The 24,732-nt window shown below is 40.3% G+C and carries 25 protein-coding genes and 1 pseudogene; 12 read left to right on the forward strand and 14 right to left on the reverse strand.

The annotated features are described in order from the left end of the window. The first annotated feature begins 52 nt into the window (after positions 1-52). The 6 genes from mnmG to BC751_RS04180 all read left to right on the forward strand — a co-directional run bounded on the left by mnmG (position 53) and on the right by BC751_RS04180 (position 8,458). Positions 53-1,918 (forward strand): tRNA uridine-5-carboxymethylaminomethyl(34) synthesis enzyme MnmG, encoded by a 1,866-nt coding sequence (mnmG, locus tag BC751_RS04155; RefSeq protein ID WP_130274467.1) that lies wholly within the window; start codon positions 53-55, stop codon positions 1,916-1,918. Then, positions 1,915-2,820 (forward strand): class I SAM-dependent methyltransferase, encoded by a 906-nt coding sequence (locus BC751_RS04160; RefSeq protein WP_242617358.1) that lies wholly within the window; start codon positions 1,915-1,917, stop codon positions 2,818-2,820. Before mnmG ends, BC751_RS04160 begins: the two co-directional genes overlap by 4 nt. A 71-nt stretch (positions 2,821-2,891) precedes the next feature. Beyond that, positions 2,892-4,547 carry an Ig-like domain-containing domain gene (locus BC751_RS04165; protein ID WP_242617359.1) on the forward strand — a complete coding sequence of 552 codons (1,656 nt, stop codon included), beginning with the start codon at positions 2,892-2,894 and terminating at the stop codon, positions 4,545-4,547. A gap of 453 nt (positions 4,548-5,000) precedes the next feature. Continuing rightward, positions 5,001-6,764 carry an AMP-dependent synthetase/ligase gene (locus BC751_RS04170; RefSeq protein ID WP_130274469.1) on the forward strand — a complete coding sequence of 588 codons (1,764 nt, stop codon included), beginning with the start codon at positions 5,001-5,003 and terminating at the stop codon, positions 6,762-6,764. A 312-nt stretch (positions 6,765-7,076) separates the two neighbouring features. Continuing rightward, on the forward strand, positions 7,077-7,457 hold the full coding sequence (locus BC751_RS04175) for a transposase (RefSeq protein ID WP_130274441.1): 381 nt from the start codon (positions 7,077-7,079) through the stop codon (positions 7,455-7,457). After that, positions 7,454-8,458: an IS3 family transposase gene (locus tag BC751_RS04180; protein WP_165389792.1), complete on the forward strand. Its 1,005-nt coding sequence runs from the start codon at positions 7,454-7,456 to the stop codon at positions 8,456-8,458. Before BC751_RS04175 ends, BC751_RS04180 begins: the two co-directional genes overlap by 4 nt. Positions 8,459-8,500: 42 nt before the next feature. Here BC751_RS04180 and BC751_RS04185 read toward each other — a convergent pair whose 3' ends face one another. From BC751_RS04185 to BC751_RS04245, 14 genes are all read right to left on the reverse strand, one after another. Then, a complete protein-coding gene (locus BC751_RS04185; protein ID WP_106568020.1) occupies positions 8,501-8,770 on the reverse strand; it encodes a hypothetical protein in 270 nt (89 codons plus the stop codon). Beyond that, entirely contained in the window at positions 8,767-9,006 is a 240-nt protein-coding gene (locus BC751_RS04190) for a hypothetical protein (protein ID WP_130274471.1), read from the reverse strand. Before BC751_RS04190 ends, BC751_RS04185 begins: the two co-directional genes overlap by 4 nt. Beyond that, positions 8,990-9,175: a hypothetical protein gene (locus BC751_RS04195; protein ID WP_165389793.1), complete on the reverse strand. Its 186-nt coding sequence runs from the start codon at positions 9,173-9,175 to the stop codon at positions 8,990-8,992. Before BC751_RS04195 ends, BC751_RS04190 begins: the two co-directional genes overlap by 17 nt. A 25-nt stretch (positions 9,176-9,200) precedes the next feature. Then, positions 9,201-9,470 carry a hypothetical protein gene (locus tag BC751_RS04200; RefSeq protein ID WP_130274472.1) on the reverse strand — a complete coding sequence of 90 codons (270 nt, stop codon included), beginning with the start codon at positions 9,468-9,470 and terminating at the stop codon, positions 9,201-9,203. Further along, entirely contained in the window at positions 9,415-10,596 is a 1,182-nt protein-coding gene (locus tag BC751_RS04205; protein ID WP_130273808.1) for an IS4 family transposase, read from the reverse strand. The genes BC751_RS04200 and BC751_RS04205 overlap by 56 nt, the downstream gene beginning before the upstream one ends. Before the next feature lie 174 nt (positions 10,597-10,770). Next, complete coding sequence (locus BC751_RS04210) at positions 10,771-11,055, reverse strand: hypothetical protein (protein ID WP_106568024.1); 285 nt, start codon at positions 11,053-11,055, stop codon at positions 10,771-10,773. A gap of 43 nt (positions 11,056-11,098) precedes the next feature. Continuing rightward, positions 11,099-12,502, reverse strand: coding sequence for a BT4734/BF3469 family protein (locus tag BC751_RS04215; protein ID WP_106568025.1), 1,404 nt, complete (start codon positions 12,500-12,502; stop codon positions 11,099-11,101). A gap of 73 nt (positions 12,503-12,575) precedes the next feature. Next, on the reverse strand, positions 12,576-13,028 hold the full coding sequence (locus tag BC751_RS04220; protein WP_106568026.1) for a hypothetical protein: 453 nt from the start codon (positions 13,026-13,028) through the stop codon (positions 12,576-12,578). Between the two features lie 83 nt (positions 13,029-13,111). Then, on the reverse strand, positions 13,112-14,263 hold the full coding sequence (locus BC751_RS04225) for an AAA family ATPase (protein WP_106568027.1): 1,152 nt from the start codon (positions 14,261-14,263) through the stop codon (positions 13,112-13,114). Continuing rightward, positions 14,254-14,439: a hypothetical protein gene (locus BC751_RS04230; RefSeq protein WP_130274473.1), complete on the reverse strand. Its 186-nt coding sequence runs from the start codon at positions 14,437-14,439 to the stop codon at positions 14,254-14,256. Before BC751_RS04230 ends, BC751_RS04225 begins: the two co-directional genes overlap by 10 nt. Positions 14,440-14,501: 62 nt before the next feature. Beyond that, positions 14,502-14,672: a hypothetical protein gene (locus BC751_RS21850; protein ID WP_165389794.1), complete on the reverse strand. Its 171-nt coding sequence runs from the start codon at positions 14,670-14,672 to the stop codon at positions 14,502-14,504. 3 nt (positions 14,673-14,675) lie between these two features. Continuing rightward, positions 14,676-14,963, reverse strand: coding sequence for a helix-turn-helix transcriptional regulator (locus BC751_RS04235; protein ID WP_106568029.1), 288 nt, complete (start codon positions 14,961-14,963; stop codon positions 14,676-14,678). Between the two features lie 55 nt (positions 14,964-15,018). Then, the gene (locus BC751_RS04240; protein ID WP_130274474.1) at positions 15,019-15,615 is read right to left on the reverse strand and encodes a hypothetical protein; all 597 of its coding nucleotides are present in this window, start codon (positions 15,613-15,615) and stop codon (positions 15,019-15,021) included. 1 nt (position 15,616) lies between these two features. Further along, positions 15,617-16,948, reverse strand: coding sequence for a site-specific integrase (locus BC751_RS04245; RefSeq protein ID WP_106568031.1), 1,332 nt, complete (start codon positions 16,946-16,948; stop codon positions 15,617-15,619). 760 nt (positions 16,949-17,708) lie between these two features. Between BC751_RS04245 and BC751_RS04250 the strand changes: the two genes are divergently transcribed. From BC751_RS04250 to BC751_RS04275, 6 genes and pseudogenes are all read left to right on the forward strand, one after another. Then, positions 17,709-18,185, forward strand: coding sequence for a MarR family winged helix-turn-helix transcriptional regulator (locus BC751_RS04250; protein ID WP_130274475.1), 477 nt, complete (start codon positions 17,709-17,711; stop codon positions 18,183-18,185). Between the two features lie 22 nt (positions 18,186-18,207). After that, the gene (locus tag BC751_RS04255; protein ID WP_130277492.1) at positions 18,208-20,613 is read left to right on the forward strand and encodes a 3-hydroxyacyl-CoA dehydrogenase/enoyl-CoA hydratase family protein; all 2,406 of its coding nucleotides are present in this window, start codon (positions 18,208-18,210) and stop codon (positions 20,611-20,613) included. Positions 20,614-20,698: 85 nt separating this feature from the next. Further along, on the forward strand, positions 20,699-21,070 hold the full coding sequence (locus BC751_RS04260) for a four helix bundle protein (protein ID WP_130274476.1): 372 nt from the start codon (positions 20,699-20,701) through the stop codon (positions 21,068-21,070). A gap of 98 nt (positions 21,071-21,168) precedes the next feature. Further along, positions 21,169-22,344: a thiolase family protein gene (locus BC751_RS04265; protein WP_130274477.1), complete on the forward strand. Its 1,176-nt coding sequence runs from the start codon at positions 21,169-21,171 to the stop codon at positions 22,342-22,344. Positions 22,345-22,583: 239 nt separating this feature from the next. Further along, positions 22,584-22,838, forward strand: a pseudogene (locus BC751_RS04270) (four helix bundle protein); the annotation flags it as partial. 62 nt (positions 22,839-22,900) lie between these two features. Further along, entirely contained in the window at positions 22,901-24,700 is a 1,800-nt protein-coding gene (locus BC751_RS04275; RefSeq protein ID WP_130274478.1) for an acyl-CoA dehydrogenase family protein, read from the forward strand. Positions 24,701-24,732 lie beyond the last annotated feature (32 nt).

A 24,732-nucleotide genomic window follows, 5' to 3' on the forward strand; every position in this document is an offset into this window, starting at 1 on the left:
CATCAACCTAACAAGTGTTCCACGTGGAACACTCCAATAAATAGGAAAATATATGTTTCCAGAATATGATGTGATCGTAGTGGGCGCAGGTCATGCAGGCTGTGAAGCTGCACATGCTGCAGCCAAAATGGGAGCGAAAGTCCTCCTATGTACCATGAATATGAATACCATTGCCCAGATGTCCTGTAACCCAGCCATGGGAGGTGTGGCAAAAGGTCAGATTGTAAGAGAGATTGATGCCTTAGGGGGAATGTCAGGTATCATATCTGATAAATCCATGATACAATTCCGAATGCTCAACCGGTCCAAAGGTCCGGCTATGTGGTCTCCAAGAACACAAAATGACCGAATGCGTTTTGCTGAGGAATGGAGATTGGCTTTGGAAGCTACACCAGGTGTTGACTTTTGGCAAGAGATGGTCAATGGCATAGTAGTTAAAGACAATAGGGTAGTAGGTGTCAGAACAAGCATTGGACTGGAAATAAGATCAAAAAGTGTTGTTCTGACCAACGGAACTTTCCTTAACGGAGTCATCCATATTGGAGAAAAACAATTTGGAGGAGGGCGAACAGGAGAATCTGCAGCTAAAGGTATTACTGAACAGTTGGTTTCATTAGGCTTTGAAGCGGGAAGAATGAAAACCGGCACACCTCCAAGAGTAGATGGCAGATCTTTGGACTATAGCAGAATGGAAGTTCAGGAAGGTGACGAAAACCCCGAAAAATTCTCCTATTCAGATGAAACGAGCCCATTAAAAGAACAGAGAAATTGCTGGATTACCTATACCAATAAGGAAGTCCATGAAACCTTGGAAACAGGTTTTGATAGGTCACCTATGTTCAATGGAAGAATTCAGGGCCTTGGCCCTAGATATTGCCCATCTATCGAAGACAAAATCAACAGGTTTGCAGAAAGGGAAAGACATCAGATTTTCGTGGAGCCAGAAGGTTGGAATACGATAGAAATCTATGTCAATGGCTTTTCTACATCCTTACCTGAAGATGTACAGTTTAAAGCGATGCGGAAAATACCCGGATTTGAAAACGCCAAGATGTTCAGACCAGGTTATGCCATAGAATACGATTTCTTTCCTCCTACACAGTTGAAATTAACTCTGGAAACTCACCTGATAGAAAACCTTTTCTTTGCTGGACAGATCAACGGTACCACCGGTTATGAGGAAGCTGCTTCCCAAGGATTGATTGCAGGAATCAATGCAGCATTAAAAGTAAAAGAAGAAGAACCATTCATCCTCAAAAGATCTGATGCTTATATTGGTGTACTGATTGATGATCTCATCAATAAAGGTACAGAGGAACCCTATAGAATGTTTACTTCCCGGGCGGAATTTAGATTATTGTTGAGACAGGATAATGCTGATTTAAGGCTGACCCAATTGGGTCACCAAATAGGCTTAGCTGATGATACAAGATTAGAAAAGATGCTGGACAAAAAATCCGATACCGCCAAATTGATCAATGACCTCAAACAAAAAAGATTGTCTCCTGATATCATCAATGAAGGACTCGAAGGATATGAAACAGCTACCGTCAAGGAAAAAATAAGTGTAGAAAAACTGCTAAAAAGACCACAGCTAGGCTTAAACGAAATCATGGAACTGGATAAGGAACTCAAAACTTACCTCTCCAAATATTCTAAAGAAGTCTTGGAACAGGCAGAAATTCAAATCAAATACGAAAGTTATATCGAAAAAGAGCAACAGATGGTGGAGAAATTGAACAGCATGGAAAATTTCAAAATCCCCCCACATTTTGATTACCTGGCTGTCCCTGCACTCTCAGCAGAAGGAAAACAAAAACTCCATAAAATCAGACCAGAAACATTGGGACAGGCTTCAAGAATAAGTGGAGTTTCACCAGCTGACTTATCCATATTAACCGTCTACTTGGGAAGATGATGAACCAAAGAGAAAGATTGACCAAATGCCCACTTTGTAAAAGTGGGCTTTTTCTTAATCTCCATGAAATAACAGACTATGCCATCAGTAAAGAAAAATTCCTTCTTTGCCAATGCAGCAAATGTGATCTGATATTTACCAATCCAAGACCTCAACAAGCATTCATACAGGACTATTACGAATCTGAAGATTATATATCCCACCAAAATAAAACCAATAACCTGACCAACCTGCTGTACAAATTGGTCAGGATTTTTACCATAAGACAAAAAGTTGCTTGGCTCAATTCCTTTAATGTAGCAAAAGGAAACCTATTGGACATTGGTTGTGGTACGGGGTATTTTTTAAAAGCTGCAAAAAAAAGTGGTTGGAAAGTTACAGGCATAGAACCCAACAAAACAGCCAGAAAAACAGCCAAAGAAAAAGGATTAAAAGTCATCACAGACCTTGATAAAATTAATGACAAAAAATTATACCATTGCATCAGCTTATTCCATGTTCTGGAACATGTACACGAATTAAGGAAAACCATCAAGAAATTGATCCATCTGCTCGAAGAAAATGGAACCATAATGATTGCTGTTCCCAATCATAGTTCATTGGACGCACAGCATTACAAAGAACATTGGGCAGCTTGGGACGTTCCAAGACATCTATATCACTTCAACCATAAAAGCATGGCTTATTTGGCCAATGAATTCAAACTACACATTGATCAAATACTGCCCATGAAATTTGATAGCTATTATGTTTCTTTGCTATCGGAAAAATACCAAAATCCAGATCAATCATTCTTGAAACAATTGCAAAATGGATTTATTAATGGAATGAAATCAAACAAATGGGCAAAAAATCATAACAATAATTACTCGAGTTTATTGTTCATATTAAAGAAATCATGAAATATTTACAGCAAATATTGTCATTTATTTTAATTATTACCTTGTTTTCTTGCGCAAAACAAAGTACACCTATGGGAGGTCCTAAGGATGAAGATCCGCCCAAATTACTTTCAATAAACCCTGAAAATGAATCTATCAATACGAAACCATCTACCATAGAACTGCTGTTCAACGAATACGTCAAGGTAGAAAATGCCAACAAACATATAATAGTCACTCCAAGGATCAACAAACAGGAAATGGAGGTGATAGCCAATAGGAACAGGGTCCTTATCAAACTAAACCAAGATTTGGAAGACAGTACTACCTATGTATTCAACTTCCAAAAAACAATCAAGGACATCACAGAAGGTAATGCCCCAGAAAACTTACGCTTGGTATTTTCTACAGGACCGGATATTGACAGCCTTACATTTTCAGGTAAAGTGGATTATTTATTCCTTCAAAAAGAGGTCTTATTAAAAGATGTATATGTAGGACTTTATGAAGTGAATGATACGACCGATGTACTTACAGCCCCGCCCTATTACATAGGGGCCACAGACTCTTTGGGAAATTTCAGATTGACAAATATCAAAGAAGGCAAATATTTGGCCTACGCCTGGCATGATGCCAACAACTCTTTGAAAGCAGAAGAAAAACAAGAAGCATATTCCTTTATAAAAGACACCATTTTAATAGATAAGAATATTGATGGGGCACAGTTTTATTTGAGTAAAGCTGATGTATCAGAATTCAAAGTTAACAGATCCATTTCTGTAGGATCAAATTTTGACATCGTCTTAAGCAAATATCCTGTTGAAATAAGCATTGAAAATGAAGGTTTAAATGAAACCTTATTTTACCGTCAAAATGACAAAACCTTAAGGCTATACCACACTCAGGTATTGAATGACAGTATTCCTGTACGACTACAATTAAAAGATTCTGTAGGTTTCAATTTGGATACGCTGCTCTATGCCAAATTTATGGAAAGTGAAAGAAAAAAAGAAGCATTGGAAACGAAGTTAGAAGGAAAGAAGAATTTTGTGGATATTCTTCAAACCAATTTTAAATTCAATAAACCTTTACAAAAAATAAACTTTGATTCACTTTTGATCAAATATGATACAGCGGGTATTATCCAGGTTGATAAAAACTTTATTTACTTTAGCGACAGCTTGGATAGAACTTCTCTTACTTTCCGATGGTCCATACCAGACAGTATCAGCAATGAATCCTTCACACTATATGCAGGCGATTCCACTTTTATAGATATAGAATCAGAATTCAACCAAGACAAGTTAGAATCTACATTTAAAAGGCTCAAGAAAGAGACTTTATCAGATGAGGTAAAAGTAAAAGTGAATACTTCGGAATTACCTTTGATCGTTCAGATAACAGACAAAAGGGATGAAATAATTGCTGAAAGGTATTTAACTGAATCCAATGTGGCAACATTTCAATATGTGGAACCGGGTAGCTATTACATAAGAGCGATTGTAGATAGAAACAAAAACAAGCGCTGGGATACCTCTAATTTAAGAGAATGGAGATATGCAGAACCAGTCTATTATGTAGAGAACCAAAATGCTGAAAATAGCAAGGATGTAACGGTCAGAGGAGGCTGGGTGTTGGAGCTGGAAATAAATCCCAGAAAAGAACAAGGACTTATAAAAGATGAAAAAATAGAAGAAGAAAAACCAACCGAAGGAAAAGAAATTGAAAAAATTTCTGTAGATAAGTAATAAAAATATTGTGGATAATGGTCGATAACATGGGTACAAATTGGCCTTTATACCCAATGATAAAGCCAGCATTGAAGCTCATGTGCCATACTATCGGATAAGCACAAAATATTCCACATCTATACACATCCAATTCACGAAAAAGAAATAGACAAATAACTTTAAAGGCCATGTTCACAAAGCGGAAGGAAAAAGTAGAAGAAATCTCATTATCAAGAAATTAAATATGAGAAACCCTGTGAACAAAAAGTGGATAGATCACAAATCAACAGGGAAAACTGTGTGTATCGATTTTTTAAAAAATTTTATCAACAAATCCACAGCATAATAACTTCAATAGTTTTATTTAATTAAATAAAATATAATTGATATAGCACTGTGGATTTCTACAATCCGGTGGTTTTGTTTTAATGAAAGCTTTTTCATATTTTGATTCGCCTAACCCAAAATGATATGCAAATCACCAGATTATTCGATCTCATAAACCACCAAATAGCCACCTACGATAAGGATGTATCTTTGGCCCAGAAGATAGAGGGTAAATGGAAAACTTATTCTTCCAGGGAATTAAAGAAAATTGTTGACAATTTAAGCTTGGCATTTTTGTCATCCGGTATTGATAAGGATGATAAGGTGGCCATTATTTCCAATAACAGACCTGAATGGAACTTTATAGATTTAGCCCTGCAGCAAATTGGAGCCATCTCTGTTCCTATGTATCCGACCATTTCAGCTGACGATTACAATTATATTTTTCAACATGCAGAGGTCAAGAAAATTTTTGTCGGTGACAGGGAAATATTTGAAAAAGCTGTCGAAGGATCTAAAGACATGGAGGTACAGATTTTGTCATTTGATAAAGTCGAAGGCTGTGATTATTGGGAAGATTTTATGGCCAAAGGTGAAGCAAGTAACCTGGCAGATCTGGAAAGAAAAAAAGAAGAAGTCAAATCAGAAGATATTTTTACCATCATTTATACCTCAGGCACTACTGGTAGACCCAAAGGTGTAATGCTGACCCATAATAACGTAATCAGTAATTTGTTTGCCATTGAGGATAGAATAGTTGCTCCAAAAGGGGTAGCAAAAGCACTGAGCTTTTTGCCTCTTTGCCATATTTATGAAAGGGTAGGATCATTCTGTTTTATCTACATGGGCATTTCCATTTATTATGCAGAAAGCATGGAAACCATCGGAGATAACCTTAAAGAAGTACAGCCACATGTGTTCAATACAGTACCAAGGTTATTAGAGAAAGTGTATGATAAAATTGTATCCAAAGGCTACGAATTGACTGGAATAAAGAAATCACTCTTCTTCTGGGCTTTGAATTTGGGACTTAGGTATGAACCAAATAAGGACCAAGGAGCATGGTATAATTTTCAGTTGAAAATGGCCAATAAAATCATTTTCAGCAAGTGGAGGGAGGCATTGGGTGGAAATGTCATGCAGATCAATTCAGGTGCTTCTGCCCTTCAACCAAGATTGGCCCGGGTATTTTGGGCTGCCGGGATTCCTGTTTGTGAGGGTTACGGTTTGACAGAAACATCTCCTGTAATATCTGCTTCTATTTGCAACCATAAAGACATCAGGATAGGTATGGTTGGGAAGATTGTAAAAGATGTAGAAGTAAAAATTGCTGCAGATGGAGAAATTTTGGTCAAAGGACCCAATGTAATGAAGGGTTATTACAAACAACCCGATCTTACAGCAGAGGTAATCGATGCAGAGGGATGGTTCCATACCGGAGATATTGGAGAACTACATGAGGGAAATTACCTGAAGATTACTGACCGCAAAAAAGAAATGTTCAAAACATCCGGCGGAAAATATATTGCTCCTCAGCCAATGGAAAATAAATTCAAGGAATCTCCTCTAATCGATCAGATTATTGTGGTCGGTGAAAACAGGAATTTCCCAGCTGCTTTGATTGTCCCAAATTTTCAGGGTTTGCGTGACTGGTGCCACCACAAAGACATTCCTTACACTACGGATTCTGAGATGCTTCAAAAGTCCGAAATCCAGGAAAAATTCCAGAGAGAGGTGGACAATCAAAATAAGTACTTTGGTAAATGGGAACAAATTAAAAAATTCAAAATCCTCAATACTACTTGGGGTGTAGAAACAGGAGAGCTTACCCCTACCATGAAGCTCAAGCGTAAAGTGATCCATGAAAAATATGCCAAAGAAATAGAGGAGATGTATTCAGGAAATTAAATTACCTTCACAGAGGTCATATTTTATTAAACCACCTGCCTTTATCATAGGTAAGGTGGTTTTTTTATTTGGAATGTTGAAAGGGGAATATCGAAAGTGACATTTCAGGAGCAAGCGTAAAGAAATCAGCCAAAAGGCTGATTTTAGCGAAGGACCAGGTTGTAGAGTTGGTTAAAAACATTAAGGAGTTGAGGAAATTAAGGAATTCATTAAGGGGCGTTGGAATTTGGATGTCGGAAGGCTGATTTTGGAATTAAATGTCACGTCCTGAAATAGCTTGACAGATTAAGTCAAACTAAAAACAGGAAAAAAATGACAAAAACGGTTCGGGAATTTAACAGGTACAGTATTAGCTTCAAGAAGCAAGTAGTAGAGGAGGTGGAAAATGGAAGTTCCTATTCTTATCTTCAAAAGAAGTATGATATTAGAGGAGCGGAGACGATCCAGAGGTGGGTCAGGTCCTTTGGCAGGGATCATTTGTTGAACAAAAGGGTTAGAATAGAGACTATGGATGAGAAGAGAAGACTTAAGGAACTGGAAGAGGAGAACAAGAGGTTAAAACTTGCCTTGGCCGATTCGATAGTTGCCAACAAGATGCTTGAGACGCTGATAGATGTTGCAAATGATGAATACAAGACGGATTTAAAAAAAAACTTTGGCAACGGACTGTTTCAAAAAGGCCTGAAGAAGTGAGCGTTAAGTCCGGTTGTACTTACTTTGGTTACAGTAGGTCAGCATATTATGGTTGGATGGACTCCAAGTTGAAGGAGGAAGCGCAATACGACCTGGTATTGGAGCTTGTCCGGGATTACCGGAGGACGCATCCGATGATGGGCACAAGAAAGCTTCAGGAGTTGATCAGAGAAGATGCGGTGAGGTTGGAGATCAGCATAGGAAGGGACAGGCTCTTTGAGTTGTTGCGTTCTGAAGGCTTGCTGGTCAAGCGCAAGAGGAAGTATGTTGTTACAACGCAGTCATTTATGCGCTACAGTAAATATGAGGATCTGTTCAATGGCAATGTCTGGACCACTGCCCATCAGGCCTGGGTTTCGGACATAACCTATATCCGTGTCGGGGATTCCTTCAGGTACCTGTATCTTATTACCGATGCATACAGCAGGAAGATAGTAGGATGGTATTTGGGGAATACGCTTGAGTCAAAATGTGCTGTAGAAGCCTTAAAAATGGCGATAGAACAATGTCCGTCAACAGAAGGCATTGTTCATCACTCAGATAGGGGCTTTCAGTATTGCAGTAAGATTTATACTGAATTACTGGAAAAGGAAGGTATAAAGTCCAGTATGGGAGAAGCAGGGAATTGCTATGATAATGCAATGGCAGAGCGGGTTAACGGGATTCTGAAGATTGAATATAAACTTGGGGACAGGTTTAAGAATCTCAAAGAAGCGTTTGCAGCAGTAAGGCATGGAGTATGGGCCTACAATGAAAAGAGGCCACATTGTTCATTAAATATGAAGAAGCCGATTGAGGTACATGAGGGACTAACAGTGTTTTCATCTCTCAAACGCAAAAGTAGCCCAAGACAGAGACCTGTCGAGGCTACAAAAAACCCCTTATACAGGCTGTATTTGGGGTTTTTCATTTTTGGGGGACAGTTTGGGGGACAGTTTGCAGGGAATAGGTCTGTTTTTTTGCAGTTTTTTATCATGTCGAAAAATGCAGACTTAACTTAGTTAGTTAGATATGTGCATAGGGGTTTAACCAAGTAACTAAGTTCAAGACTGCTTAACTTCTAAAAAATCCTTTCCAGTTCCATCCAAAATAATCCCCCCGAAATATCCCATCTTTTCAAGCCCTGATTTTAAAAGTAGGTCTGCATCTGTCAGGTCATCTTCAAACAGAAATATTCCTTTGTCTTTCTGTCCATCCCTGATAAGTACCTTTGCTTCATCTTTGGTTATGGTTCCGGAATGCAGGGATTTTAAAACCATCTTTCTAAACTCTGATGGCTTCAATTCAAATAGTAGTTTTTCCGTTCTTTTCATTGTTCAATATGCTTTGATTTCACCCATACAATTTTTGGGAATGTACGTCCCAAGACAATTTCCACCAAGTCCCTTTTTCTTTGGTGTCTTTTTTCGTCTGCCTCAGTTTTAAATTTCCATTGAATGGGTGGGACTGATATTCCAACTTCAAACAGAAATTTCATGTCATCCTTTGTGATGGCTTTTTTCAGATAGGCTTCCAATATCTTTTTTTTATCGTTAACAGATATTTCCATTTTCATCAACAAATATTAGCGGTGTAATGATCCCAAGTCTTTCCAGTAATTTTTTTGTTTTGGAATAGATTTCATCTTCATCATGTTCAGTTAAAAACATGTAGTTACTTGGGTCATCTGCATCCAGTACCATTTTTGCTTCATTTTTGGATATTATCCCTTTTTTCAATGCTTTTAGGACTGTCAGTTTGATATTAAATTTGCTCCATCTGTGGGTTTTCTCCATGTCCCAAGTCAATAATTCTAATAAAATACTGTTTCAAATCAGGCATCCTGTCAATGATGGGACAAACAGGATCAGGCATCCCATGGGTGGATAAATCCAGTTTAATGATCCCTTTACAATGCTGTCCTAAATAATTTACAAGACAGATGTTTAGCTGTGTTTCTGCAATTTCTATTGTGATTTTATCTGTAATCCGGAAATAGAACCCCCTGTTGGCTTTTTTGAGGAGGTTTTTCATGGTCTTCAAAGGGTTTGTCCAGCCACTTTTGCAGCTCTATTTTAACGAATATGTTCAGTCTGATAAATGCAACCAGATTGGACAGATGCCATCCGAATTTAGCGGTTGCCTTCATCACTTTTAGGAGCAGAATGGTGATCAGCGCGGTCCATATCTGGATCATCACGGCATTTTTCGATGTTCCGATAAAGGTTTTGATATGGAGTAACTGCTTGATGTCCCTGAAGAAGATCTCAATCTCCCATCGGCACCGGTAAAGATCACCGATTGTCTTTGCTGACCATTTGAAGTTATTGGTAATCAGTTCGACGGTCTGTCGGTTTTTTTCGTCCCATACAGCCACTCTTCTGAGTTTTCCGGGGTACTTCACTTTTGACTGCGGGTTTACCAGTTCAATTTCTTCGTCTATCAGTACTTCCTGTGCAGTATTTTCAGGGAGTCGACGTTCATTGATTGTGCTGAACTTAAGGTTATCCTTGTGCCTTATGACGAAAAAGACCCCCTTGCTGTCCCAAATGTTGAGCATCGGAAAGTCATTGTAATAGCGGTCCGCCACTATAACGGATCCTTTCTCCAAAGGAATATCATAAGCGCCTTTATTGTCTGCCATACTTCCTTCTGTAATATTCACATAAACAGGGAGTTTCCCGTCATAGTCCAGAAGCGTATGCATCTTTACAGCACCCTTTTTGGTCCTGAAGGTTGCCCAGTCAAACATCGAAAGGCAAAGACTTACCACCGTGGAGTCGAGCAGATAGACGGGAGCCTTGATCCGTAGTTTTACCCTGCTCAGGGACGCCTGCTGTCCTAAATGCTTCAGAAGCCCGTAATACAGCTCCTTGAACAGGTCAGAGTCCCTGCGCTTGTTCTGATAACTGATACTGGACTTGGATGGTGCCTTGGCAATCCCCAGATGGTTGAGGTTCCCCGTGGCCGAACGCAGGCCGTTTGAAATATCCCTTACAGAAGTACTTTTGGCAAAATGGCAAAAAAGCATGGAAACCAAATGCGTCCAGCTGTCAAAGCCTTTGCAGCCCTTGTCCGTTTGCTTCTCTTCAACCAGTTTCTTGAAAATTGAACGCTCGATTTTTTTAATAATCTGAGAAAACAATGTAATATTACTCATGGGAGGTTTATGTTTTTTGGTGCAAACCCAAAATAGCTATTTTGGGCAAAAAACCAGACCTCTCATATTTTATTTAGGACGGTATTGATCCCTTTAGAATTTATCAAAGTCTTTGCCTCCACCTTTGACAGTAGGCCGTTTTTTAAGGCTATCAGGATGCTTATTTTCAGTCCCTTATTCATTTGTGATCCGTTCTATCAATTTGTCCAAATCTTCTTCACTCATGCCATCCAAATCAATTTCTGTGGTGTGGGTGGTGCTTTGTAGTTTGGGCAACAAATAAGGCAACAAGTCAGAAAGAAATTTTAATCTGTCCTTAGGTTCCAATGCCTCCAAATCTTCTTGAATGGTGTCAAAATTGTCATCAAACAGCTTTTGGATCAGTTCCCGTAACTCAGTATTGACTTTGTTTTTCGCTCCCTTGGGTCTGCCCGGATTTCCTTTTTCAAACTTTCCCATATTATCCGTTTTTCATCCGTAATTTACGGAATATTGAATAAATCTATGTAGTATAATATTTCAATCGAAATAATCTATCTTTTCCCTGTGGTTCTTTAATGCATCCGGGTTCAATCCATTCCCATTTAACAAGCGTTGCAACCTGTATAAACAGACTTTCCATTCCCTGTGATTCCTGTTTGATTCTTTCAATATCGCTTCTAAGTCTTTGGTTTCTTTTCTCAGTTTCTCTAATTTCTGCCTCAGTGCTGTCAAACTCGGTTTGGTAGTCATCATGGATTAAAGTTTTTTTTTCAATGATCTGATGGATGGGGTCTGCATCAAAAGGAAATTCTTTCCATGCTGTGGACTGATAGGCGGGCGGTTTCCTGTCATCTTTTTTTCTTTCCTTTTTCAGATAATATTCCAATACATAAAAGCCAAAATCCAGTATTTCAAAGACTGTGGATTTGGGGATATAAAATTTGTCATCCCCCTGCCATATCTTGAATGCCTTATCTGAATAGTCTTTTATATCGGTGAATGCCACAAACAAACATCTGATGGGTGGAGGCGTGGCAGGTGCTTTTATTCCCTCAGCTATCCCATATTTGACGGCCTCTATTTCCCTGTCTTGGATTTCTTTGGTGTCTTCGTTCCCATATTGTGACAGATAACTGTCAATAATGCTTTGTTCCACTGATGCGGGCAAATATCCCCCTGCTATCAGTCCCCCTGCCAGTCTTGAATATTTCAGGCGGGCATTATGCCTGTCCCCGGGCATGGCTTCCGATATCTTGGATAAGATCCAATTTTCTATCCATTGATACTTTCCATCTGTGACAGGTGCAGGATTGATTTTAGGGGGTATTTTAGCCACTGTGACAGGCTTTTTTAAGACTGTGAATGTCTTTGCCTCATGATTAAAATAAGCGTCCAAATCGTATGAATAACCCCTAAGTGATGTAATATTTTTAGGCAATCCATCCAGTTCAATCCCCCATTGATGCAAGAAAATTCCATGTAGGGTGTCAAAATATCCACTGTGATTATCAGGATCAGGGGGGATGGGGATCAGTCCCCAATATCCTTTCCCTGATGCAGACAGTCCGAAATATGCTATCTGTGGCAGTTTGGATATTTCGTCTTTTAAATCATTCCAGTTTGATATTTCAATATTTCCCTTTGCCAAATCAATGTCTATTTGAATAAATCCAGTATGTTTTATTAGTTTTTCATTCAATGGGATTTCTGATATCCTATTTTTTAAAATTGCACTTGGGGTGATGGCAGGCAGTTTGGATTTTAATAACCCCCTTTCTTTCTTGTCATCCAGTGACCTGATAAGATCCACTTTGTCTTTGTACTTGGTGGACGTTAACCATGCTAACAAATTGACTGTCTTGGGGTGATTCACTTCATTGTAATAAGCAAAACAGCTTACTTCTATATCCAGTATTGATTTCATGTCTTTTATGGTGGTTTTAACTTGATTAAACTTGGTTAAACAAGTAGTCTAACCAAGTAACCAAGTCAGGTTTTCAGATTAATTCTATGCTTTTTATATTTATCCAATCCCGCAAAGGCATGATTTCTATTTTAGGATCTTTGCCCTCCACCTTGCAGACAGTTTGACTGATTTTTATATCAGTCCCATCTAAATCAATTCTTTCTTTGATTCCTTTTTCTTTGGTTTTAAGCCATTCAATCAGCTTGGTTTTATCCTTAAGAAGTTCTATTGGGTAATCTGTCCCATAAGCATAAATGAAAGATCCCCCATCAATAATAATTTGGGGTTTAAATAACTGCCTCAACTCTATGCTAATGGATTCCTCTAAAGTCATTTCACAATTGTAGTACCCAAACAGCTGTTGAATTAAGTCTATTAATTCATCCCTCTTAAAATTTCGCTGTGAATTATAAAAGGCATCAAATAGGTCATTGTCTATTTTAAAGCCTGTATTTAGTATGTATAGATTTTTTATTTCAGTCATCTTATTTCTGTTTTTAGTAGGTTTTGAACTTAGTTAGTTAGATAAAACCCTATATGGCTAACCAAGTAACTAAGTAAGTCAAGTCAAATATTTATGGTGTAGAATGCTTTTGGACTGTTTTGGTGACCATTCAGAATTATCCAGTTTTTTCTCTTATAATAAGTCCTGAATTGAATGGCTTTTGTCTCCCCAAAATCAAAAACTGTTTTTATACAGTCTTTTAATTCACCACCTTTAACCTGATCCCCAAGGTCTTTGAATATCCCTTTTAACTTTTCTTTGTGATAGTCATCTGATATGGCATCCGGGGACACTGCTTTTTTCGTGGTGGCCTCCACTTTCTCCCATCCATCCACCAAGACAGGCAGTCCATTTTCATCCACTGTGAATGCAAAAATTTCGGGTTCCCTGTCCCTGCAAAATTCAGGTTCCACCACTGATATTTTTCTGTCCTGTGGATCTATTGAAACGGACAAAACGGTTTCTGCTTTATTGACTAATTCAGTCCCCAAATGTCCCCGGGCGTTTTCATCCCTTTTATTCTGATGCAGGACTGTGACAATATGGATGGACTTGGTTTCTGTCCACTTCAATAAATGGGATGCAGTCTTTGTGGCTTCGTCTTCATCATTGATTGAGTTGACCAAATCCCTGATTCCATCAATGGCCACAAAACCTATGTCAGGATCTGAATTGATATAAAAGTCAATGATTTCCAGTCTTTCTATGGGTGTAAATTGTCTCAGGCAGTATGCTTCAAAGTTGACAGGGGTTTCAATCCCAAGAAGTCTGCAAACTCTGTGATAAAACTTTTGGACGTGGTATCTTGATTGCTCCGTATCAAAGAAAACCACCTTTGTTTTATTCTCAGGCAGACTGCCTTTGAACTTTCCAAATACTGTTTGATTTGCTACTAAGGCAGACAGGAACAAAGAAAGACTGAATGTCTTTTTTGACTTAGCTTTTCCGATTATCAAAGAAAAATTCCCCAAGGTTCCTATTATCCCCTCATGATCCCCATCAATGATGGACAGGCAGACAGGCGGTCTTTCTATCTTCTCGTTTGGATCAATTTTAGCCATTTTAAGCCATTCTTTGACCTGGGACTTATTGTCTATCGGTTTGGGTTCTTCGGGTTCCTGTGGTGCTGTATTTGGGGTGTTTTGGATTGCCTCTGCAAGTTGGTTCAAATCTGTGGAGGGGTCTATTTTCACCTCCCTTTTATTCAGTTCCATTTGCCTGCCTCCTTTCTGAATGCCTTGAATTCCTCAGACTTGAAATATTCATCTATCAAAATATCTGTGGCCTCAAATATTCCCATTTCACCAACTTCACAAAGGATGAATCCAATCAGGTTCTTTCCATGCCAGTAGTCAAATTTTACCACCTTAGGCAGGACTAAATTCGCCACTGCTTCTATATTGACAATCGTTCCACATGGGGACAGTCTTTGAATTGGTATCTTAAAAGTTTTCATCCGGTGCAGGCCTCCACCCCTGTAAAAAATAAGATTTCAATGTTTTGACTAAATAGGTGTCCGAAATAATAGGTATATTTGAATACTGCTTTTGATTCGATACCTAAGGCGGTGCGGGCATTGTTCGGATCTGATCCGGGCAGTGCCTTTTTTGTGATGGCTCCCATGGATCAGTATTTTACAGTTTGGGTTTTATACAGTGATGCTTCTATTTCGCTGTCCTTATACAGGACACGTCCACCAATAAGATAAGACTGTATTAGTCCCCTTTTAGTCCAGTCATTCAGGGTGACAAGACTGATTTTAAGTTTGTCTGCTGTTTCTTTTCGGGTTAACAGTTTTTCACTTGGTGGGGTGGAGGCTTGAATTTTGATATTTTTGACTGCCTCAGTCACTGCATTGTTAATGATCCCTGTAAGTTGCTCAGGGGTGTAGGTAGTTAAAATTAGATTGTCCATATCCTTTGAATTTGTTTTGTTTATTCAAAGGTGACAGGGGGATAAGGCAGGGGGATTAAAGAATATCCCCCTTTTTTATCTTATTTATTAATTCCTTTGCCCTGCTTTTATGGCCATCTGAAAAATACTTGGGTTCACCGTTTTTTATGCCTTTTGCAGTCCTTGGGATGGTGCCTAATATGTATGCTAAAATTTGCTCTTTCTGCTTTTCAGATAGGTTTTTGAATTGATCTGATTCATTAAAAAATTCATTCAGGATGGAATATCTAACTGCTATTGGTTCCCCTCTTTCGGTTTTCTCCACTTCTATTTTTTCGGGGATTAATTCTTTGGTATAACTTTCTGCCCATTCAAAAATGATGCTTTCATCTTTCATTTTTTCTGTCAGGTCATCCCAAGTCAGTTCATTAATTTCATCCCTATATTTTTCTACATACCATTCATAAAAGACTTTCTGCCAGTCCCTTGGTAATACCAATTTTCTGCTTTTCAGGATATGTTTGACTGTCTTAAATGTCTTTTTGAATTCCTTTTGGTTTTTATCATTGTAGGCAGTCATCCTGTCTCTTAATTTTTGGAATGATTCCTTTAATTCAGGGGTAATTTGATTTTTAAACTTTTCCCTGATTTCCTGTATTTCTTTGTCTTCCATATTATCCAACTTTTAAGGCTGTTTTTCTCCAGTGATCCAATAACTGCTTTGCGTTTTCCTCAGGGGTGACTTTGATGTATAGCAAAAAGGCTTTTTCTGTCCTGTGGCCTGTGATCTTCATCAAACTGATGGCAGGGAATCCACTTTTATAAACGTTGGTGGCAAAGGATCTGCGGGCGGTGTGTGTGGTGACAAGTTCCCATTTTTCCTGTCTTGTGATGGCTTTCAGGCCTCCTTTGATGCGTTCCACCTCCACCGGGGTTTTAAGGCAGTCCACCTGTTTTGCAATGTCTTTCAGATAGGCATTCATTTTTTGGTTGGATATGGCAGGGGGCAGACTGTTTGGATATACCCCATCATATTTGGCCATGATTTTCCTAACCATGGAATGAATGGGGATAATGACTTTTTCCCCTGTCTTGAATGTTTTTATTTCCAAATATTCATCTTTGATATTCTCAGGTCTGATGGCTGTAAAATCTGAAAACCTTAATCCAGTCCAACATCCTACTATAAACAAGTCCCGGACACGTTCCAAATGCGGGGTGGATCTTAAATCCAGTTCCATGATCTGATTAATTTCATCCTCATTCAGATAAATGGAAAATCCGGGTGTATTGTGTGCTTTGAATTTCTGAAAAGCCATATTTCTGTTATATCCATTCTCTGTGGCATAGGCTAAAAAAGTCTTAATAACTTGGATATACTTTCCTATGGTGTTGACTGTGTAACTTGGTTTGATAATTACCTTTTTACCATTGACAGTCTTGGAAATTTCTTTATTCAAGTAGGTGACAAACTTGGTATAAAAGTTTTTGTCAATGGTGTCAAATGTCAGGTGATAGGATTTCCCGAACTTTTCCAAGGTGTCATAAACAGTATTGTATTTTTGGATAGATCTTTTATCAAATCTTTTTCCTGATGCTGTCAGGCGGGTTCCCTCTTTGGCCTCTTGGATATATCTGTCAAACAGTTCCATGAAAGTTGGCATCCTGTCAGGATCTTCTTTTTCTGCCTCAGGGATTTCTTTTAAAACTTCATCCAGTTTGGTTTTTAATTCAATGGTGGAGGGGATGCGGTTTAAATCTGCCTCCATTCCCATCAAAGTTTTTTCTGCTTCACCTTTGATGAATTTCAATCTGTCATTGAATTTTTTAGCGTTGGGGAATTCCTTGACAAGTCTTGCAAGTTGGCTGTCTTCATTCCAAAACTTGGGATGGATGCTTTTCCCGGTGGAGTATTTCAGGCGGTGGCCATGATAACTGATAAACAATAAAACAGGGGTGTCCCCATCTTTGGATTTCTCCCTAAGGTAGTAATTAAAGTTTGCCATGATTTCTGTCTTTTGATTCGATACCTAAATATACGAAAAATAAAATCGGGGGACACTTTGGGGGACACTTTTCATTAATCTGATTTACTTTTTTCTAACCTTATTTAATTAGGTGAAAATGTAAATACTTGAAAATCAATGCACATAGATTAAATGCTATTTAATTAAAAAAGGGGGTATGTAGCCCTGTCGAGGCTATATAAACGTCGCTTCGCTCCGGCCTTGACAGGTCTCCTTACTTGGGCTCTAGGGCATTTAAGAGGATTGAAAATAAAAGAAAAAACAAAGAAAAAAGTGTCAAGTAAAATCAGGACGTGACAAAAAGTATTCAAAGTCCTGAAAGGCCATCGGTGGATAGCCTTGGATAAGACCTTGGAGGAGAAATATTCATCAATCCTAAAGGAGTTGAATTACCTGATCATCATCCCTTTGTTAATCAAACCCTATCAAATGGAAATTAGAATGGAAATAAGGTAGAAATAGAATTTCCCTATCCTGCTTAACTATTCCATAAGTAACTAATCCTTATTTACCCATTAAACCAATCAACCCAATCTCTAAAGAAACTTATTTCGACAAATACAGGATCTGAACTTATTTTTAAATATTAAATTTTAGTATTTCAGTTTTCGCAGAATTTTATTTCTTATCTACTTTTTAATCAGGAAATTACAATATTATGCATGCATAACTTTTTTTGAAAATAGTATGCATGCATACAATCTTTTTCTTAAATTGTGCGTATCATTTTTGAAAACCTATGAAACGCGAAGAAACAGTCGATTACCATATCAAGAGTGCCTGGCATGCCATATCGCGTATGTACAACCAAAAGGCTGCGCAGCATGATTTTACCACTGCCATCGGTTTCGTGCTGATCAATATCAACTCTAAGGAGGGAACTCCTGCGACCAAAATAGCTCCGCTGATGGGGCTTGAAGCGCGCAGCCTTACAAGGATGTTGAAGACCATGGAAGAGAAGGGTTTGATATACCGTAAACCCGATCCCATAGATAAGCGCTCCGTAAGGATTTTCCTTACCCCCCCAGGAAAGCGGAAAAAGGAAATATCTGTGCAGACCATCAAAGAATTCAATCTTATGGTGAGAGAACAGGTGACAGAAGAGGAATTGGAGGTGTTTTTCCGAGTATTCCAGAAAATCAACACCGTGATAGAAAATTTGCAATCCGAAACAATACATCCAAATACGTACAACGATGAGTTGTACGGACTTTAAAAAAACCAAAATACATTTTATGATGAAAAGATCCATTAAAAAAGTAGCCGTATTAGGTTCGGGGGTCATGGGTTCAAGAATCGCCTGCCATTTTGCCAATATCGGCGTGCAGGTCCTGCTCTTGGATATCGCACCGTCCGAACTCAATGAGGAGGAAATGAAGAAGGGCTTAAGTCTGACGGATAAGACGGTCAAAAACCGAATCGTCAACACTGCCCTGCAAAACACGCTGAAGGCAAAGCCGGCATCCCTCTATGATGCTTCTTCCGTTTCCAGAATTACTGTTGGAAATTTTGATGATGATCTGCCCAAAATCAAAGATTATGATTGGGTGATCGAAGTGGTAGTAGAGCGATTGGACATCAAAAAATCCCTTTTTGATAAAGTGGAGCAGTACCGCAAGCCAGGTACGCTGATCACTTCAAATACCTCAGGTATTCCTATGCACCTCATGTGCGATGGAAGATCTGAAGATTTTCAATTGCATTTTGCAGGCACCCACTTTTTCAACCCGCCAAGATACCTCCGATTATTGGAAATCATCCCTGGTCCCAAAACCAAACCCGAAATTGTGGATTTTTTGATGGATTATGGGGATAGATTCTTGGGTAAAGAAACAGTATTGTGTAAAGATACCCCCGCATTTATAGCCAACCGCATTGGTGTTTATGCGATTATTTCCGGTATGCATGCCATTGAAAAAATGGGTATGGGCGTCTCTGAAGTAGATAAATTGACAGGTACGGTAATTGGTCGGGCCAAATCCGCTACTTTCCGAACCATGGATGTGGTGGGTCTGGATACCACCGTAAATGTGGCCAATAACCTTTACAAGACCCTTACCCATGACGAATCCAGAGATAAATTCCAGTTGCCAAACATCGTGAAAGTGCTCTATGACAATAAATGGTGGGGCGACAAAACCGGACAAGGTTACTTCAAGATGATCCGTCACAAGGATGGCAGCAAAGAACTGAAGGAACTAGATCTGAAAACGTTTGAATATAAGGATGCTGAAAAGCCAAAATTCAAGGCTTTGGAAGCTTCTAAAGAAATTGATGACCTCAAGCAGCGCATCAAGTTTCTGGTGAATTTTGATGACAGGGCCGGTGAATTCTACAGGACATCTTTTTATGACCTGTTCAAATATGTGTCCCACAGGATTCCGGAAATATCAGATGAACTTTACAGAATTGACCAGGCAGTTTCTGCGGGTTTCGGATGGGAATTGGGTCCTTTCGAAACTTGGGATGTCCTGGGCGTAAAGGAAACGGTGGAGAAAATGGAAGCTGCGGGAGAAAAAGCCGCCGCATGGGTACATGAGATGCTGGCTGCGGGCCATGGGAGTTTTTACAAAGTTGAAGGCGGTCAGAGAAAATATTATGACATTCCAAGTAAATCCTATCAGGCTATCCCTGGTACGGAGGAATTCATCATCCTGGATACGCTGAAGGCAGCCAATAAAAAAGTATGGGGCAATGCAGGTACGACCCTCTATGACATAGGGGATGATGTACTAGGTCTGGAATTCCATACGAAGATGAACTCCATCGGTCAGGAGGTGATCGAAGGCATCAATACTGCAATCAGTATGGCGGAAAAATCCTACAAAGGACTGGTAATTGGTAATGAGGGAGCCAATTTCTCCGCAGGCGCCAACCTCGCCATGCTGTTTATGTTTGCGGGAGATCAGGAATTTGATGAAATCAACCTGATGATTGCTACTTTCCAAAATACCATGATGCGCGCAAGGTATTCTTCCATTCCTGTGGTAGTAGCTCCGCACAATATGGCCCTGGGCGGTGGCTGCGAACTTTCCCTACATGCCGATGCGGTACAGGCCCATGCCGAACTGTATATGGGTCTGGTGGAATTTGGCGTAGGTTTGATCCCTGCCGGAGGAGGTACCAAAGAGATGACCCTCAGATTCTCCAATGAAATCAAAGCCGGTGACGTGGAGCTGAACAGGTTACAGGAGTATTTTATGAATATCGCTACTGCCAAAGTATCCACTTCCGCTGCCGAAGCAAGAGGCTTAGGTTACTTGCAGCCAAAGGACTCCATTACCCTGAACCGCAAGCGCCTTTTGGCCGATGCTAAGGCAAAGGTCTTGTCCCTTTATGATGCAGGATACACGCAGCCTTTGCAGCAGACCAATATCAAAGTTTTGGGCAAATCATCATTGGCCTTGTTCGAAGCAGGTATCACGGGCATGTTGTACGGCAATTATATTTCCGAGCATGATGCCAAGATTGCCAGAAAACTGGCCTGGGTGATGTCCGGGGGTGATTTTTCTTCCCCTACAGAAGTCAGCGAACAATACTTGCTTGATCTGGAGCGCGAAGCCTTCCTGAGCTTAACCGGCGAGAAGAAGACTTTGGAGAGGATACATAGTATTCTGTTTAAGGGAAAACCGTTGAGAAATTAGAAGCGAGAGACGAGAGACGAGAAGCAAGAGACGAGAAGCAAGAGATGAGACTTTAGAGAGTTAAGAACTAGAAAATCGAAAAGATATGAAGCTGAGACATAATTTTAAAAACCTTAATGTTTGGAATAAGGCAGTTGATTTGGCTGTAAAAATTTATGAAACCCCAGCTTTATTTCCTTCAGAAGAAAAGTTTGGTATGACTTCCCAAATGAGAAGGTCCAGTGTTTCTATTCCTTTCAATATCGCTGAGGGAACTGCTCGAAATACTTCAAAGGCTTTTACAAATTGTCTCGATATCAGTCTCGGAGAAAGCTTTGAACTCGAAACGCAAACAATTATCGCAAGAAGGGTGGGATTATTGAACCAACATGATTTTGAGTCTATCAATCAGGATCTCGATGAAATCCAAAAAATGATCATCGGTCTCAAAACAAACGTGGAATCGAATCCCTACTAGAATCGAGTCTAGCCTCTCGAATCTAGTTTCTCGCTTCTCTTTCGCATAAAGGGCAAGTATCAAAGAAATGAAAAAATAACTCAAAAAGAAACCAATACATGGAAGCATACATCATAAACGGATATAGATCAGCGGTAGGGAAGGCCAAAAAAGGTGGTTTTAGGTTCTACCGTCCGGATGACCTAGCAGCAGATGTGATCAAGCATCTGGTGGCCAACACCCCTGGCCTGGAGGCCAAAATGGTAGACGACCTCATCGTCGGTAATGCCATCCCCGAAGCCGAACAGGGCATGCAAATGGGAAGGATGATTTCACTCCTTGCCTTGGGCATTGAAAACCCGGGATTCATCATCAACCGCTATTGTGGTTCTGGTCTGGAAGCCATTGCCCTAGCGGTAGGTAAAATCAAGGCCGGAATGGCCGATTGCATCATCGCCGGTGGTACAGAGTCCATGTCCCTCTTGCCTATGATGGGCTACAAGACGGCACTCAACTGGAAAATTGCCTCCCAAACGCCAGACTACTACCTGAGCATGGGTTTGACCGCCGAGGAACTGGCCAAAGATTACGGCATCACCCGTGAGCAGTCAGATGAATTTTCAGTCAGGTCCCATGACAGGGCTTTGGCTGCGATCGCTGCGGGAAAGTTCAAGGATGAAATCGTACCGGTAGAAGTGGAAGAAACCTACCTGGATGAAAAAGGAAAAAGAAAAACCAGAAAGTTTGTCGTGGATACCGATGAAGGTCCTAGGGCAGGAACTTCTCTGGAAGGTTTGGCTGCATTGAAACCAGCCTTTAAGATGAATGGTCAGGTAACTGCAGGTAACTCTTCACAGACTTCAGATGGAGCAGCCTTTGTGGTGGTGATGTCCGAAAGGCTGGTGAAGCAGCTCAATTTGGAGCCTATTGCCCGCATGATGTCTTATTCTGTAGCTGGTGTGGAACCTCGCATCATGGGTATTGGTCCTAAGGAAGCTGTTCCAAAAGCATTGAAGCAGGCAGGATTGACCTTGGACAAGATCGATCTGATCGAACTCAATGAGGCATTTGCGGCACAGGCTTTGGCAGTGATCAAGTCACTCGATATGGATATCGACAAAGTTAACGTCAACGGCGGTGCAGTAGCTCTTGGCCATCCACTGGGATGTACAGGAGCCAAACTCTCCGTGCAGCTTTTCAACGAACTCCGCAGACAGAACAAGAAGTACGGCATGGTGACCGCTTGCGTCGGAGGAGGACAGGGAGTTGCTGGGATTTTTGAGTTATTAAGGTAGACGTAAGACATGAGACGCAAGACGCAAGACTGGTTTCACGCCAGTACTTACGTCTTGCGGAAAATGTCACGTTTCATTTAGAATTTGTTTTCACAAGTAAATTTTAAATCTTTTTGTAAAACCTAAAATTTTATGCCATGCATAACTACAAAGAGCTGAATGTTTGGAAAAGAGGAATCAAATTGACAACGGAGATTTATAAGATTTCTCAACTTTTTCCCAATTAAGAAAGGTTTGGACTTACTTCTCAAATGAGAAGAAGTGCAGTATCGGTTCCTTCCTATGTTGCAGAAGGCGCAGGAAGGAGAACAGACGGAGAGTTTGTAAATTTCTTAGGTATCGCTCATGGGTCTATTTGTGAATTGGAAACACAGCTTTATGTAGCCTTTGAATTGGGATATATTGAAGAAAAAAAATTTATTAATGTCACATCAGAGCTTACAGAAATTCAAAAAATGCTTTATTCTCTAATACTAAAATTTGAAAAAAAATGATCGTAAGTCTGTAGGACGGAGCTTGTCTTTTGTCTTGCGTCTTTTGTCTAAAGTCTAAAAACATGAACACTGCAACAAAAAAATCAATCAACGGGGGTGAATTCCTGATCAGGGAAACAGAAGCCCAGGACATCTTCATTTTTGAAGAATTCAATGAAGAGCAGAAAATGATGGCTCAGGCCTGTCAGGATTTTATCGATACGGAAATCACGCCGAAAGTCGAGGAAATTGACAGCATGAAGCATCCTGAGTTGGTGCCTTCCATTTTTAAGAAGGCCGGTGAATTGGGACTCTTGGGTATTTCCGTACCTGAGGAGTACGGGGGTATGGGCATGAGCTTCAATACTTCTATGTTGATCGCTGACATCATCGGAGCGGCCGGATCATTTTCCACCACTTATGGTGCACATACAGGAATCGGTACCCTGCCTATTCTCTACTATGGAACGGAGGAGCAGAAATCCAAATATTTGCCAAAATTGGCTACAGGAGAGTGGGCAGCCTGTTACTGCTTGACCGAGCCGGATGCGGGGTCCGATGCCAACAGCGGCAAGACCAAAGCGGTATTGTCAGCAGATGGCAAGCACTATGTGATCAATGGACAGAAGATGTGGATTTCCAATGCGGGATTTGCGGACCTATTTATTGTCTTTGCCAAAATTGATAATGACAAAAATCTCACCGCCTTCATTGTAGAAAAGACATTCGGAGGCATCACCATGAACGAGGAAGAGAAAAAGATGGGCATCAAAGGTTCATCCACCCGTCAGGTTTTCTTCAATGACTGCAAGGTGCCGGTTGAGAACATGCTTTCCGAAAGGGGCAACGGTTTCAAGATTGCCGTAAACATACTGAACATAGGCCGTATCAAACTGGGTGCTGGTGTATTGGGTGGCTGTAGGTCTGTGGCTTCCCTTGCCATCAAGTATTCTTCAGAAAGAAAACAGTTTGGCGTATCCATCAACACCTTTGGGGCCATCAAGCAGAAGTTGGCAGAGATGGCTGTCAGGACTTATGCCTGTGAGGCCTTGTGCTATAGGGCAGGTCAGGACATTGAAGATAGGATGGCTGCATTGGCGGCTGAGGGAATGCCGGATGCCGAGGCCAAATTGAAAGCCTTGGAGCAGTTTGCCATTGAAGCGGCGATTGCCAAGGTGCATGGTTCAGAGGTATTGGATTATGTGGTAGATCAGGGTGTACAGGTTTATGGAGGTATGGGCTACTCTGCTGATGCCCCCATGGAGCGAGCTTACAGAGATGCCAGGATTTCCCGAATTTATGAAGGCACCAATGAGATCAATAGGATGTTGATGGTGGGCATGTTGTTGAAGCGTGCGATGAAAGGTGAAATCAATTTGTTTGAGCCGGCGATGGCTGTAGCCAATGAACTGACTTCCGTGCCAAGCTTTGAGACCATTGATACTTCCGAGTTGTTTGCCGCTGAAAAGGAGGTCATCAAAAAACTGAAGAAAGTTTTTCTGATGGTTGGAGGAAAGGCTGCCATGGCTTTGGCCGATAAGATCGAGTCCGAGCAGGAAGTGATGATGAACCTGGCAGATGTAATGATCGAAATTTATGCAGCGGAGTCTGCCATCCTGAGAACTGAAAAACTGGTATCCATGAGGGGTGCAGAAGCTTGCGGACCACAGATTGCTATGGCCCAGGTATATTTATTTGAGGCTGTTGAAAAAATCCAGACAGCAGCCAAGGAAGCAATAGCTGCTTTTGCCAAGGGAGATGAGCAGAAGGTAATGCTGATGGGTCTGAAGCGCTTCACGAAGGCAGACTTGGTGAATACCAAAGAGCTGAGAAGACAGATTGCGGACTATATGATTGAGAAAGGGAAGTATCCGTTTTCCTGATTGAAGATGAAGGAACTTTTCCAAAGTTTAGA

The sequence above is a fragment of the Cecembia calidifontis genome (genome assembly GCF_004216715.1).
Classification (GTDB): Bacteria; Bacteroidota; Bacteroidia; order Cytophagales; family Cyclobacteriaceae; genus Cecembia_A; species Cecembia_A calidifontis.